The sequence below is a fragment of the Streptomyces sp. NPDC102278 genome (genome assembly GCF_044766345.1).
GTDB lineage: Bacteria > Actinomycetota > Actinomycetes > Streptomycetales > Streptomycetaceae > Streptomyces.
Genome location: NZ_JBIWLV010000003.1, coordinates 623,604 through 636,935 on the forward strand (window position 1 = coordinate 623,604; position 13,332 = coordinate 636,935).

Sequence of the window (13,332 nt, forward strand, 5' to 3'; positions counted from 1 at the left end):
CGGCGCGACGCCGCGGCCACCGGCCCGCACGGGCACCGGCCCGCACGGGCACCCGGGTGGGCCCGCCGGGGGACGGCCTTGGGGCGCGGGGGAGCCCGTCAGGCGCTCGCGTCGCCCGTGACCGGTCGGAACCCCGGGCAGGCCGAACGCGATCGTTCCGGCGTGCTCGAGGCGCCCCCGACTCGTCCCGGGCGGTGAGGACCAGGTGCGCGTTCTCAAGGCCGCGCCCCGGCTTCGCCACGCGGATCGAACACGTCCGATGATCTTGTCCTGTCCGCAACGGTCGGCCCGCCCGCCCGGAAGCCGCGATCACGGTTCCATGGCGGGCAGGGACAGGAGCAGGACCGCCACGTCGTCGCGCGGGCCGCCCGCCGTGAAGGCCTCCAGGTCGCGCCACACCGCCTGCACGAGGCCCTCGGGGTCGTTCGCCAGCACCGGGATCCGGGAGGCCAGCGGGTAGAACTCGCCGCCCGCGTCGCGGGCCTCCGTCACCCCGTCCGTGTGCGCGAGCAGCCGGTCGCCCGGCAGTAGCGGAACCTCGGTCACCTTCGGAAGCTCGCCCCCCGTGAGGCCCAGGCCCAGCGGGGGTCCCGGCTCCACGGCCAGTTCCGCGGTCGTGAAGCCGCGGAGCAACAGCACGGGCGGATGCCCGCACGACACGATCCGTACGAGGTCCAACCCGGGCGGGAACTCCAACAGCACCGCCGTCGCGAACAACTCGGCGTGCCGGATCGAGGCGGCCGTCGCGTCGGCCACCAGCCGCCGGTCCAGCCGGGCCGCGACCGCCGCCAGCTCGGGATCGTCCAGCACCGCCTCCCGGAAGGCACCGAGCAGCGCGGCCACCGTACCGACCGCCGCCAGACCGTGGCCCTGGACGTCGGCCACCACCGCCCGTACGCCGTACGGCCCGGTCCGTACGTCGAACAGGTCGCCGCCGACCAGCGTGCCGCGCTGCGCCGCCCGGTAGAGACCGCGGCAGCGCACCGGACCGACCTGGTCCGGTACCGGTGGCAGCACCGCGAGCTGGGCCGCCTCGGCGACGGTCCGGACGCTGACCAGCTGGTCGTCGCGGCGCCGTCGTACCAACGAGATCACCACGCTGAGCAGGCCGACCACGGCCACGGTGGCCAGGTCCGAGCCGCGGGCGTGGGCGACGCCGATCTGGGGGACGCCGAGCAGCACGAGGACCAGGACGGCGAAGGCGAAGGTTCCCAGGGGGCCGTACGAGAACGCCGCCACCGCGGGCAGGGCCGCCAGGAAGTAACCCAGCTCCACGTCGCCAGGGGTCAGCCACTGCGCGCAGCACAGCACCACCACGGCCGCGGCGGGCGCGAGCCTGGCCCAGCGGGGTGGCGGCGTCCCGTGCAGCCTGCCGGGGTCCTCGCGTCCGCGTCTCACCCCTCCACCCTGATCCCGGGCCGCCGGCGGCGCACCCCGGGTGAGCGCAGGGCGGCCCCCGAACCGCCCTGCGACCCGACCCGGCCCCGCCCCTTCCCCTGCCCCGGGCCCCGGTCCTGCCCCGCCCCGGCCCCGCCTCGGCCTCGGCCCCGGGCCGGCCCCGGTCCTGCCCCGCCCTGGCCCGCCCCGGGCCCCGGCCTGGCTCCGCCCCGGCCGGCCCGGCCCCGCCCCGGCCCTTCCCCTGCCCAGCCCCGGCCGGCCCGGCCCCGCCCCGGCCCTTCCCCTGCCCCGCCCCGGCCGGCCCGGCCCTTCCCCTGCCCCGGCCCCGCCCCGGCCCGGCCCCGCCCCGGCCCGCCCCGGCCCGGCCCCGCCCCGGCCCGGCCCGGCCCGGCCCCGCCCCGGCCCGGCCCCGGCCCGCCCCAGCCCCGCCCCGGCCCGCCTCGGGCTCCGGCCCCGGCCTGGCCCCGCGCCGGCCCCGCCCCGGCCTGGCCCCGCCCCGGCCCGCCTCGGCCCCGGCATGGCCGGCCCCGCGCCGGCCCGGCCGCAAGCCCCGGCCCGGGCCGCCTCGGGCCCCGGCCCCGCCTCGGCCTCGGCCCCGGGCCGGCCCCGCCTCGGCCTCGGCCCCGGGCCGGCCCCGGTCCTGCCTCGGCCCCGGGCCCCGGTCCTGCCCCGGCCCCGGGCCCCGGGCCCGCCCCGGCCCGGGCCGCCTTGGGCCCCGGCTCCGCCCCGGCCCGGCCCCGCCGCTGCCCCGCCCCCGCCGCTGCCCCGCCCCGGCCCCGGGCCCCGGGCCCGCCCCGGCCCGGCCCGCCTTGGGCCCCGGCTCCGCCCCGGCCTGGCCCGGCCCCGCCGCTGCCCCGCCCCGGCCCGCCTCGGGCCGCGGCCCCGGCGCACCGGCCCGCCTCGACCCCGCCCCGGGCCCCGCCCCAGCCCGGCCTGGCCCGGCCCCCGGGCCTGGCTCCGGCGTGGATCCCCGGGCGCCACGCCCCCGGTCGTCGGTCCGCGAGCCCCGCGGGCGGGCAGACTGGCGCCATGCGCATCGCGGTCACCGGAGCATCCGGCCTCATCGGCAAGGTCCTCGTACGGTCCCTCCAGGCGGACGGCCACGAGGTGGTGCGCTTCGTACGCCGCCCCGCGGCCGAGCCGGACGAGGCGACCTGGGACCCCCGGCGCGGGTACGTGGACCCCGCCGGCCTGACCGGCTGCGGCGCCGTCGTCCACCTGGCCGGGGCCGGGGTCGGCGACCACCGGTGGACGGCCGCGTACAAGAAGGAGATCCGCGACAGCCGCGTCCTCGGCACCGCCGCCATCGCCCGGACCATGGCCGACATGGCCGAGCCGCCGCCGGTACTCGTCTGCGGAAGCGCCATCGGCTACTACGGCGACACCGGCGACCGCTTCGTGGACGAGGACTCCCCGGCGGGGCAGGGGTTCCTGCCCTCCGTCTGCGTCGAGTGGGAGGCGGCCGCCGCACCGGCCCGGGAGGCCGGCGTCCGTACCGTGTTCGCCCGCACCGGCCTGGTCGTCGCGGCCGACGGCGGGGCGTGGGGCCGGTTGTTCCCCGTCTTCAAAGCCGGCGTCGGCGGACGGCTCGGCAACGGCCGCCAGTACTGGTCGCACATCTCGATGCACGACGAGGTCGCCGCCCTGCGGTACCTCGTCACCGCGTCCGGGCTGTCCGGCCCGGTGAACCTGACGGCCCCCGAGCCGCGGACCAACCGTGAGGTCACCGCGGCGATGGGCCGGGTGCTGCACCGCCCGACGGTGTTCGCCGTACCGGCGCCCGTCATGCGGGTCGTGCTCGGCGAGTTCGCCGGGGACGTGCTGGGAAGCCAGCGGGTGCGTCCCACCCGGCTGTTGGAGTCCGGCTTCGTCTTCCGCCACCCGGGCGTCGACGAGGCGATCATGGCCGCGCTCGCCCAGGAACGGGTCGCACCGCAGACTCGTCGGCTGCGGTAGCCCTACGCCCCGCGCCCGGAGCCCCGAGCCCCGCGCCCGGAGCCCGGAGCCCCGCGCCCGGAGCCCCGAGCCCCGAGCCCGGAGCCCCGCGCCCGGAGCCCCGAGCCCCGAGCCCGGAGCCCCGCGCCCGGAGCCCCGCGCCCCGAGCCCCGCGCCCCGCGCCCGGAGCCCCGAGCCCCGCGCCCGGAGCCCCGAGCCCCGAGCCCGGAGCCCCGAGCCCCGAGCCCGGAGCCCCGAGCCCGGAGCCCCGAGCCCCGCGCCCCGAGCCCCACGCCCGGCGCCCCACGCCCGGCGGCTCGGGGGAGCATCGTCTGCTCATGTGCGACCGTTTGTGACCCGAATGCGACCGCTGTGCGACCGGAGTTGTGCGTAATACGGCACCGGACTCGGGTTCTCCTGGAGTCCGTTGGGGGAAGGAGGAACCCCACACAGCGCGCCGACCTCGGGGAGGGGCACGTGCTCAGCAGCGCACACCATGCAGACGTCGTCATCGTGGGAGCCGGAGTCTCAGGACTCGCGGCGGCACACCATCTGATCGCCGCGGGAGTCACGGTCACCGTCCTGGAGGCCGCGAACGATCCCGGAGGCCGAATGGCCACCGAGTCGGTCGACGGCTTCCGGCTGGACCGGACCGGCCAGCTCCTCAACACCTCGTACACCGAACCGTCCCGCACCCCGGGCCTGGAGGCGCTCGTCCTGCGCCCCTTCGCGCCCGGGGTCCTCATCCGGGGAACCGACGGCAAACAGCAGCGCGCCGGGGCCCTCACCCCCGCCCGCGCCCTGGCCGGCGGCTCCCTCGACCAGGCCCGCCTCAGCGCCGCGCTCGGCCGGCTGGCCGCCCTGCCCGTCGAGCGCCTGCTCGCCCGGCCCGAACGCACCGCCATCGCCGCCCTGCGCACCCGCGGCCTGCCGCCGCGCACCGTCAACGGCGTGCTGCGGCCCCTGCTCGCCACCCTGCTCCGCGACCCGGAACTCACCACCTCCAGCCGGGTCGCCGACCTGGCCCTGCGCGGATTCGCCCGGGGCCGGCTCGCCGTGCCCGAGGGTGGCGCCGCGCGCCTGCCCGACCTGCTCGCCGCCGCCCTGCCGCCCGGGACCGTACGGACCGGGGTACGGGTCCGCACGGTGGCGACGAACCTCGTCACCACCGAAGGACACGGCGACTTCAGCTGCCGTTCCGTCGTGCTCGCCACCGGCGCCCGTGCCGCCGCCGAACTGCTGCCGGGACTGCGGGTGCCCGACTTCCACGAGGTCACCGTCATCCACCACGGCACCCCCGGCCCGCTGCCGTGGGACGGTTCCCTGCTCCTGGACGCCGACCCGAGGTGGCCGCTCGCCCACACCACCGTGATGAGCGCGGTCGACCCGACGCGGGCCCCGGCGGGGCGGAGCCTGGTCACCACCACCGTGCACGGACCGCCGCCGGCGGCGCGGACGGTCGCCTCCCGCCTCGCCAGGCTCTACGAGACCTCCACCCGGGATTGGGACCTGCTCGCCGTCCACCACACCCCGGAGGCCGTCCCGGCCATGCCCCCGCCGCACGACCTGCGGCGCCCGGTACGGGTCGTGGCGGGGCTGTACGTGTGCGGCGACCACCGCGACTCCAACACCGTCCAGGGGGCCCTGAACTCCGCCCGCCGCGCGAGCACCGCCGTCCTGCGCGACTTCGGCATCCCGGTGCCGGCCGCCCCGGAACGATCAATTCCGGTGGCGGCCTGAGCCAGTCCCGCCAGGCCGCGTCCCGCCAGGCCGCGTCCGGTCGAGCCGCGTCCGGTCGGGCCGCGTCCGGTCGGGCCGCGTCCGGTCGGGCCGCGTCCGGTCAGGCCGCGTCCCGCCCGGCCGCGTCCGGTCGGAGGCCCGGCCCCGACCCCGGGGCCGGGCCTTCCCGGCGCGGGCCCGGGCGCGGCCGGCCCCGGTGCGGGAGCCCGGGCGAAGCCCCCGTCTCAGGACAGGGCCGCGACCCGGTCCCGGTAGGTCCGCACCGCCGACGCCTCCCGGTACGGCTCCAGCCGCCGCTCGAAGTCCCGTACGTACTCCACCGCGCGCACCGACCGCATCTCCATCGCCTGCTGCGCCGCCTCCGCGCCCAGCGCGCACGCCTGGTCCAGCTCGCCGAGCCCCAGCCGGGCCGTGGCCAGCACCACCCGGCAGAACAGCCGCGAGCGCGCGTGGCCGGGAGCCCGCAACTGGAGCGAGCGCTCCGCGTGCTGCGCCGAGGCCCGGTACTGCTGGAGGTCCCGGTGGCAGTGCCCGAACTCGTCCGCCAACTGCGCCTCGTCGTAGAACCGCGCCCAGTGCGGCACCTCGTCCCCCGGCCGGGCCGCGCCGAGCGCCCGCTCCGCCCGCACCAGCGAGGCCGTCGAGGCCCGCACCTCGCCCAGCACCGCGTGCCCGCGCGCCTCCGCCGAGTGCAGCAACGCCTGCACCACCGGCGGCGGCCCGGAGCCCACGCCCTGCTGGGCGACCCGGGCGAGCTGCACCGCCTCCCGCCCGTGCCCGAGGTAGACGGCCTGGCGGCTCATCGTGACCAGCACGTACGACCCGTACGGCCGGTCGGCCGCGGCCTGCGCGAGCCGCAGCGCCTGCACGAAGTACCGCTGGGCCAGCCCGTGGGCGGCGATGTCGTACGAGGTCCAGCCCGCGAGCCGGGTCAGGTCGGCGGCGGCCGCGAACAGCCTGCGCCCGGTGGTCTCCCCGTAGGTGCCCCGGAGCATCGGCTCCGCCTCGTGCTCCAGGTACCGCACCAGCGCCTGCCGGGCGTGCCCGCCGCCGTAGGTGTCGTCCAGGGTCCGGAAGAGTTCGCTCACCGACCGCAGCGCCGCGATGTCCCCGCCCGTCACCCGCTGCCCGGGCCCCCGGTCGATCTGCCGCTGGCGGGGCACCGCGGTCCGGCCCTGCGACGGGACCCGGGAGCCGGCGGACTCCGCGCCCCGCCCGACCCGTTCGTCGGCCCGGCCGATCAGCCAGTCCCGGCTGGGCACCACCAGACCGGCCGGGGTGAAGGCGATCTTGCGCAGCTCGGCGTGCGAGCCGGAGTCCTTGCGCCACAGCCCGCTCGCGATGTCCACGGCCTCCTCGGGGGTGGCCGCGAACTCCAGACCCGCGTAGACGGGCGCGCACGCGTCCAGCCCCAGGTCCTGCGCCGACAGCCGCCGCCCGAGGCGACGGGTGAAGACCTCCGCGATCAGCGCCGGGGTGGTGCCGCGGGGCTGCTGGCCGCGCAGCCACCGGGTCACGGACGTCTTGTCGTACCGCAGATCGAGACCGTGCTCCAGGCCGAGCTGATCGACGCGGCGGGCGAGACCGGCGTTGGAGAACCCGGCTTCCGCGATCAGCGCCGAGAGCCGCCGGTTGGGGACGCGCTGGGCAGGTCGTTCCGTCATCGGCTCCACGGTTTCCTGACGTGAAAGACCGGAGTCCCGGCCCTGTGAACGGCGTGAATGTAGCGGCGAACTTCGCCCGCACCGCCCCCTCTGTCCCACATTCATCCGATCGTGTGCAGAACCGGCGGGACCCTTTACGGATTGGCCCCCTCCGCCCGCATAGGCTGCGGACCATGACCCGTCGGCCCACCGGGGCGCGCCGCCCCGACGACCACCGCCGCCCCGACGGGCAGGCGGAGTCCACGGCTCCGCTTCCCGCGCCCGAGCTGACCGAGGCGGAGTGCCGGCGCTGCGGCACGCACATCGCGGGGCTGGACGGGCGGTACGCCTGCGGGGTGTGCGGCTGGGTCAACGACCACTCGGAGGGCCACCGGCGGCTGCCGAGGGCGGACGAGGACCCGGATCGACCGCCCGGTGGAAGGCGGCGACCGAGGCGGCCGCCGGGGCCCTGAGGGGCCGCATTCGGCCGGCCGTACCCTTGGCTGGTGCGATGCGTGCACACAGCAGGTTCAACGAGGAGGCGCTGCGGTGACTGAGCTTCGGTTTGTCCATCTGGGCTTCGGGCCGGAATTCGTCGAGTACACCGAGGCCTGGGAAGAGCAGCGCCGCGTGCACGCCGCCCGCTTCGCGGACGAGATCGAGGACACCTGCCTGCTGCTGGAGCACCGGCCCGTCTACACGGCCGGCCGGCGCACCGACGACAGCGAGCGGCCGCTGGACGGCACGCCGGTCGTGGACGTGGACCGGGGCGGCAAGATCACCTGGCACGGCCCGGGCCAGCTCGTCGGCTACCCGATCATGAAGCTGCCGCGCCCCGTGGACGTCGTCGCGCACGTCCGCCGCCTGGAGGACGCGCTGATCAGGACCGCCGCCGAGTTCGGGCTGGAGACCACCCGGATCGAGGGGCGCAGCGGTGTCTGGGTGCTCGGCGACCCCGTCGAGGACCGGCCGAGCATCGGCGGGCTCTCGCTGGACCTCGACCCCCGGATGCACGACGACGAGTTCGACCCGCGGCTGAACGGCCCCGAGTACGCCCCGTCCAACGCGGGCCAGCGCCGCGAGGACCGCAAGCTCGCCGCCATCGGCATCCGGGTCGCCAAGGGCGTCACGATGCACGGGTTCGCGATCAACGTGAATCCGGACAACACCTGGTTCGACCGGATCGTCCCCTGCGGCATCCGGGACGCCGGTGTGACCTCGCTCTCGTACGAACTGGGCCGGGAGATCACCATCGCCCAGGTGCTGCCCGTCATCGAGCGGCACCTGAAGGACGTCCTGGAGCAGGCGGAGCCGCGGCCTCGGGAGATCGAGCCCGCCGTCGGCTGAGCGTCGGGGAATGCGTCCGGCCGCCCCCAGGTTGGCGGACGTAAGAACGTATGAAATTACGGGCGTACCCTGGTGGGCGCCGAAGAATCGAAGTCACAGGGAGCCGGTCGTGTCCGCAGTCGCACCCGACGGACGCAAGATGCTGCGCCTCGAGGTCCGTAACGCCCAGACCCCCATCGAGCGCAAGCCCGAGTGGATCAAGACCCGGGCGAAGATGGGCCCCGAGTACACCAAGATGCAGGCCCTGGTGAAGGGCGAAGGACTGCACACGGTGTGCCAGGAAGCCGGCTGTCCGAACATCTACGAATGCTGGGAGGACCGCGAGGCCACCTTCCTCATCGGTGGCGACCAGTGCACCCGGCGCTGTGACTTCTGCCAGATCGACACGGGCAAGCCCGAGGCGCTCGACCGGGACGAGCCGCGTCGTGTCGGTGAGTCCGTGGTCACCATGGACCTGAACTACGCGACGATCACCGGTGTGGCCCGCGACGACCTGCCCGACGGCGGTGCCTGGCTGTACGCGGAGACCGTGCGCCAGATCCACGAGCAGACGGCGGGCCGCGAGAGCGGCCACACCAAGGTCGAGCTGCTGGCCCCCGACTTCAACGCGGTGCCGGAACTCCTGGAGGAGGTCTTCGCCTCCCGCCCCGAGGTCTTCGCGCACAACGTCGAGACGGTCCCCCGGATCTTCAAGCGGATCCGTCCCGGCTTCCGCTACGAGCGCTCCCTCGACGTGATCACCAAGGCGCGCGCCTACGGCCTGATCACGAAGTCGAACCTGATCCTCGGCATGGGCGAGGAGCGCGAGGAGGTCTCGCAGGCCCTCAAGGACCTCCACGAGGCCGGCTGCGAGCTCATCACCATCACCCAGTACCTGCGGCCCTCGCCCCGGCACCACCCCGTCGAGCGGTGGGTCAAGCCGGCCGAGTTCGTCGAGCTGGCGAAGGAGGCCGAGGAGATCGGCTTCTCCGGTGTGATGTCGGGCCCGCTGGTGCGCTCCTCGTACCGCGCCGGGCGGCTCTACCAGCAGGCGATGGAGAAGCGCGCCACCGTCTGAGGTCGCCGGTGCGGGAGCCGGTGCGGTCGCCGTGTGAATTCCCGCACAAAACCTTACTGAACAGTAATACCGCGCCGACGCGGCCCCTAGGCTCATTCGAGGATGAGTCGGGTGGGCCGCGTCAGTGTTTTCGCGCCCAACATGTTCATCGCATTTGACCGACCGGTCACGCCCTGGTAACACCAGTCAGTGACGATTGCTGCACGCACCGCACATCTCGCAGCACGCACCACCGCTTCGCTCCACGCACCACCGCTCCACTCCCAGCCGTCGTGAGCACCGTGAGAGGGATCGACATCATGCAGGCCGCGCCCGTACGCGCCATCGCCATCCCGTCCTTCACAGACGCCTTCCGGGGCTTCGAGTCGCTGCTCATGAGCGGCGCCCGCCGCAATGCCTGGAGCGCGGTCCTGGAGGACCGCCGCAGGGCCAAGGATCGGGTCGAAACCGAGCACGTACTCGAGGCCGCGGCGACCCGCCGTCCGCAGGCCACGTAAACTCGCCTTATGGCGAGGAAGTCAAACGCAGAGACTGCTGCGAACCCCGGGCGACTGAAGCAGATCGCCCTGACGTACAAGATGACGCGCAAGGCCGACCCGAAGGTCGGTCTGATCGTCGCGGGCGTGGGAATCGTCACCTTCGGTGTCTTTCTCGCGATCGGCTTCCTGATCGGGCATCCGGTCTACCTGGGCATCCTGGGTTTCCTGGTGGCGTTCCTCGCGATGGCGATCGTCTTCGGACGACGGGCCGAGCGGGCTGCCTTCGGGCAGATGGAGGGACAGCCGGGCGCGGCCGCGGCCGTACTGGACAACGTGGGACGGGGCTGGACCACCACCCCGGCCGTCGCGATGAACCGGAACCAGGACATCGTCCACCGGGCCGTCGGCAAGGCGGGCGTCGTCCTGATCGCGGAGGGCAACCCGAACCGGGTCAAGGTCCTGCTCGCGGCCGAGAAGAAGAAACTGGCGCGGATCATGCCCGACGTCCCGGTGCACGACTTCATCGTCGGCACCGGCGAGGGCGAAGTGCCGCTCAAGAAGGTCCGCACCACGCTGCTCAAGCTGCCGCGCGTGCTGGCCGGGCCGCAGATCACGCAGGTGAACGACAAGCTCCGGGCCATGGGCGACCTCATGAGCAACATGCCGGTCCCCAAGGGCCCCATGCCCAAGGGGACGCGCATGCCGCGCGGCGGCAAGATGCGCTGACGGTGCGCTGACCTGCTTTTCGTACCTGCTTTTCGTATACGACACGGGGGTGCCCCCGGAGCCGACGGCTCCGGGGGCACCCCCGTGTCGTGCGTCGCGCCGTTCCTCAGATCCGGACCTGTACGGCGCCGGCGAGCCGGTCGTGCAGGCCGCGGCCGTCCCGGTCCGAGATCAGGGCCGGGACGAAGAGGGCCAGCAGCAGCGTGCGCAGCGCCACCCGGCCGAGGCCCAGGCGCGAGCCGTCCAGCGCGATGACCCGGAGTCCCACGATCCGCTTGCCGGGGGTGAAGCCCACGGTGCCCACCGTCAGGAACGTCAGGCTCAGGAAGAGCGCCAGCGTCCACGGACCGGAAGCGTCCAGGTCACCGCCCGTGATCAGGGCGTACGCGATCAGCTGACAACCGACCCAGTCGATGACGACCGCGCCGAGCCGACGTCCGAAACGGGCCACCGAGCCGGGCCCCGAGCGGGGAAGGCCCAGGCGCTCGCCCGGATGGCCGAAGTCGACGCCCATCTCCTCGGCGGCCGCGCGGGGGCCGGAAAGCCAGGATCCGATTGCTTGCCTGTTGTCCACCGGACCACGGTACCGGTGCGCTCTCCGGCGACCCGGACGGGACCCTGGTTAACTTGTGCGAAACAAATGGGTCATGCTTGAGAAATCCCGTCTGCTTATGGTCGGGTCAGCGTGCGGCACCGCACTGACGCACCACGAGCTATAAAGCCCGCCCCTGCCCCGGGGTCGGGAGTAGGAGGAGTTGGATGTTCCAGAACGCCGACGAAGTGAAGCAGTACATCGAGGAGAACGACGTCAAGTTCGTCGACGTCCGCTTCTGTGACCTGCCTGGTGTGATGCAGCACTTCACCATCCCGGCGCGGGCGTTCGACCCGGCGGAGGAGCTCGCCTTCGACGGATCCTCCATCCGCGGCTTCCAGGCGATCCACGAGTCCGACATGGCGCTGCGCGCCGACATCACCACCGCGCGCCTGGACCCGTTCCGCAAGGACAAGACGCTCAACATCAACTTCTTCATCCACGACCCGATCACGGGCGAGGCCTACAGCCGCGACCCGCGCAACATCGCGAAGAAGGCCGAGGCGTACCTCGCCTCCACCGGCATCGCCGACACCGCGTACTTCGGCCCCGAGGCCGAGTTCTACGTGTTCGACAGCGTGCGCTTCGCGACGACCGCGAACGAGAGCTTCTACCACATCGACTCCGAGGCCGGCGCCTGGAACACCGGCTCCGAGGAGAACAACCGCGGCTACAAGGTCCGCTACAAGGGCGGCTACTTCCCCGTCGCCCCGGTCGACCACTTCGCCGACCTGCGCGCCGAGATCTCCCTCGAACTGGACGCCCAGGGCCTCCAGGTCGAGCGCCAGCACCACGAGGTCGGCACCGGCGGCCAGGCCGAGATCAACTACAAGTTCAACACGCTGCTCGCCGCGGCCGACGACCTGATGCTCTTCAAGTACATCGTGAAGAACGTCGCCTGGCGCAACGGCAAGACCGCGACCTTCATGCCGAAGCCGATCTTCGGTGACAACGGCTCGGGCATGCACGTCCACCAGTCGCTGTGGGCGAACGGCGACCCGCTGTTCTACGACGAGGCCGGCTACGCGGGCCTCTCGGACACCGCCCGCTACTACATCGGCGGCATCCTCAAGCACGCCCCGTCGCTGCTGGCCTTCACCAACCCGACGGTGAACTCCTACCACCGCCTGGTGCCGGGCTTCGAGGCGCCGGTCAACATGGTGTACTCGCAGCGCAACCGCTCCGCCGCGATGCGCATCCCGATCACCGGCTCGAACCCGAAGGCCAAGCGCGTCGAGTTCCGCGCCCCGGACCCGTCGTCCAACCCGTACCTCGCCTTCGCGGCGCTGCTGCTCGCGGGCCTCGACGGTGTGAAGAACAAGATCGAGCCGATGGAGCCGATCGACAAGGACCTCTACGAGCTCTCTCCCGACGAGCACGCGAGCGTCCCGCAGGTCCCGACCAGCCTGGAGGACGTCCTCAAGGCGCTGGAGGAGGACCACGAGTACCTCCTCGCCGGTGGTGTCTTCACCCCGGACCTGATCGAGACCTGGATCGACTACAAGCGCACCAACGAGATCGCCCCGATCGCGCTGCGCCCGCACCCGCACGAGTTCGAGATGTACTTCGACATCTAGTCGACCCGAGCGACCTTGCCGCAGGCGTACTCGCCCGTGGCCGTGCCGCCCTCCACTCCTCACGGAGCGGGGGGCGGCACTTCGTCGTTCCAGGGGCGGGGCGGGGCGGGGTTCAGGGGGCCGTCCCTCAGGCCGGGCGGCGCAGCAGGGGCATCGCGCCCGTCAGGTCGCGCAGGCAGCGGACCGCGAGTTCGGCGGGGGAGCCGGGGCCGGCGACCGGGGCGTCGGTGGCCGACCAGAGTTCCAGGGCGATGCGGATCGCGTCCGTGGCGGCCGCCGCCAGGAGGCGGACGCCGAGGAGGTCGGCGTCCGGGCCGGCGAGTCGGGCGACCACCGGGACCAGGCGTTCCTCGGAGTCCTGGTTCACGCGGTACCAGACGGCCCGCAGGGCCTCGTCGCCGGTGGCCGCCCGCAGCAGCCCGCGGGTGACCCGCAGGCCCTCCTCGACGGCCTGGGAGTCGCCGAGGGAGCGGGTGACGGCGCGTTCCAGCGCCTCGGCCAGGGGGGTGCCGGGGTCCTCCTCGGCGAGGAGCGCGCGCCAGGCGTCACCGCCACCGGCGAGCAGGGGGGCCACGGCCTCCTGCTTGTTGCGGAAGTAGCGGTAGAACGTGCGCAGGGCCACGCCGGCGCGGTGGGCGATGTCCTCGGCGGTGGTGCCGTCGGGCCCGTGCTCGGCGAAGAGTTCGCAGGCCGCGCGGGCGATGTCGAGCTGGGTGGCGGCCTTGCGGCGCTCGGTCAGCGACTGGGCTCCGGGGCCGGCCTGGGGAGAGTACGGACGAGGGGATCTCACGTCTGAAGCCTACCGTCCGATCCGTTCGACGATTGCGTGCATTGACAC

12 protein-coding genes are annotated in these 13,332 nt (G+C 74.3%); 8 read left to right on the plus strand and 4 right to left on the minus strand.

Annotation, left to right across the window (positions count from 1 at the left end; genetic code table 11):
* Positions 1 to 309: 309 nt before the first annotated feature.
* Entirely contained in the window at positions 310 to 1,398 is a 1,089-nt protein-coding gene (locus ACIRO3_RS11875) for a PP2C family protein-serine/threonine phosphatase (RefSeq protein WP_404135156.1), read from the minus strand.
* Between the two features lie 1,029 nt (positions 1,399 to 2,427).
* Here ACIRO3_RS11875 and ACIRO3_RS11880 point away from each other — a divergent pair.
* Both ACIRO3_RS11880 and ACIRO3_RS11885 read left to right on the plus strand, forming a co-directional pair.
* Positions 2,428 to 3,354: a TIGR01777 family oxidoreductase gene (locus tag ACIRO3_RS11880; RefSeq protein WP_404135159.1), complete on the plus strand. Its 927-nt coding sequence runs from the start codon at positions 2,428 to 2,430 to the stop codon at positions 3,352 to 3,354.
* Between the two features lie 456 nt (positions 3,355 to 3,810).
* Complete coding sequence (locus tag ACIRO3_RS11885; RefSeq protein WP_404135161.1) at positions 3,811 to 5,073, plus strand: FAD-dependent oxidoreductase; 1,263 nt, start codon at positions 3,811 to 3,813, stop codon at positions 5,071 to 5,073.
* A gap of 224 nt (positions 5,074 to 5,297) precedes the next feature.
* Here ACIRO3_RS11885 and ACIRO3_RS11890 read toward each other — a convergent pair whose 3' ends face one another.
* Positions 5,298 to 6,737, minus strand: a complete 1,440-nt coding sequence (locus ACIRO3_RS11890; protein WP_361785954.1) for a regulator — start codon at positions 6,735 to 6,737, stop codon at positions 5,298 to 5,300.
* 173 nt (positions 6,738 to 6,910) lie between these two features.
* Here ACIRO3_RS11890 and ACIRO3_RS11895 point away from each other — a divergent pair, with 173 nt between their 5' ends.
* From ACIRO3_RS11895 to ACIRO3_RS11915, 5 genes are all read left to right on the plus strand, one after another.
* Positions 6,911 to 7,189, plus strand: coding sequence for a hypothetical protein (locus tag ACIRO3_RS11895; RefSeq protein WP_366001047.1), 279 nt, complete (start codon positions 6,911 to 6,913; stop codon positions 7,187 to 7,189).
* A 76-nt stretch (positions 7,190 to 7,265) separates the two neighbouring features.
* Positions 7,266 to 8,063 carry a lipoyl(octanoyl) transferase LipB gene (lipB, locus tag ACIRO3_RS11900; protein ID WP_404135165.1) on the plus strand — a complete coding sequence of 266 codons (798 nt, stop codon included), beginning with the start codon at positions 7,266 to 7,268 and terminating at the stop codon, positions 8,061 to 8,063.
* Positions 8,064 to 8,172: 109 nt separating this feature from the next.
* Complete coding sequence (gene lipA / locus ACIRO3_RS11905; protein WP_361785921.1) at positions 8,173 to 9,120, plus strand: lipoyl synthase; 948 nt, start codon at positions 8,173 to 8,175, stop codon at positions 9,118 to 9,120.
* 299 nt (positions 9,121 to 9,419) lie between these two features.
* Positions 9,420 to 9,617 (plus strand): hypothetical protein, encoded by a 198-nt coding sequence (locus tag ACIRO3_RS11910; protein ID WP_361786007.1) that lies wholly within the window; start codon positions 9,420 to 9,422, stop codon positions 9,615 to 9,617.
* Positions 9,618 to 9,626: 9 nt separating this feature from the next.
* Entirely contained in the window at positions 9,627 to 10,325 is a 699-nt protein-coding gene (locus tag ACIRO3_RS11915) for a DUF4191 domain-containing protein (RefSeq protein WP_053676101.1), read from the plus strand.
* A gap of 106 nt (positions 10,326 to 10,431) precedes the next feature.
* Here the strand turns inward: ACIRO3_RS11915 and ACIRO3_RS11920 are convergent, their stop codons facing one another.
* Positions 10,432 to 10,899, minus strand: a complete 468-nt coding sequence (locus ACIRO3_RS11920) for an RDD family protein (RefSeq protein WP_366000704.1) — start codon at positions 10,897 to 10,899, stop codon at positions 10,432 to 10,434.
* A 185-nt stretch (positions 10,900 to 11,084) separates the two neighbouring features.
* Here ACIRO3_RS11920 and glnA point away from each other — a divergent pair, with 185 nt between their 5' ends.
* Positions 11,085 to 12,494 (plus strand): type I glutamate--ammonia ligase, encoded by a 1,410-nt coding sequence (gene glnA / locus ACIRO3_RS11925; RefSeq protein WP_053676099.1) that lies wholly within the window; start codon positions 11,085 to 11,087, stop codon positions 12,492 to 12,494.
* 127 nt (positions 12,495 to 12,621) lie between these two features.
* Here the strand turns inward: glnA and ACIRO3_RS11930 are convergent, their stop codons facing one another.
* Positions 12,622 to 13,284, minus strand: coding sequence for a TetR family transcriptional regulator (locus ACIRO3_RS11930; RefSeq protein ID WP_366000703.1), 663 nt, complete (start codon positions 13,282 to 13,284; stop codon positions 12,622 to 12,624).
* Positions 13,285 to 13,332 lie beyond the last annotated feature (48 nt).

Excerpts from the sequence above, each read along its gene's own strand:
- ACIRO3_RS11915 (WP_053676101.1), top strand. The coding sequence starts at position 9,627 with ATGGCGAGGAAGTCAAACGCAGAGACTGCTGCGAACCCCGGGCGACTG.
- ACIRO3_RS11895 (WP_366001047.1), top strand. The coding sequence starts at position 6,911 with ATGACCCGTCGGCCCACCGGGGCGCGCCGCCCCGACGACCACCGCCGC.
- ACIRO3_RS11880 (WP_404135159.1), top strand. The coding sequence starts at position 2,428 with ATGCGCATCGCGGTCACCGGAGCATCCGGCCTCATCGGCAAGGTCCTC.
- ACIRO3_RS11910 (WP_361786007.1), top strand. The coding sequence starts at position 9,420 with ATGCAGGCCGCGCCCGTACGCGCCATCGCCATCCCGTCCTTCACAGAC.
- glnA (WP_053676099.1), top strand. The coding sequence starts at position 11,085 with ATGTTCCAGAACGCCGACGAAGTGAAGCAGTACATCGAGGAGAACGAC.
- ACIRO3_RS11890 (WP_361785954.1), bottom strand. The coding sequence starts at position 6,737 with ATGACGGAACGACCTGCCCAGCGCGTCCCCAACCGGCGGCTCTCGGCG.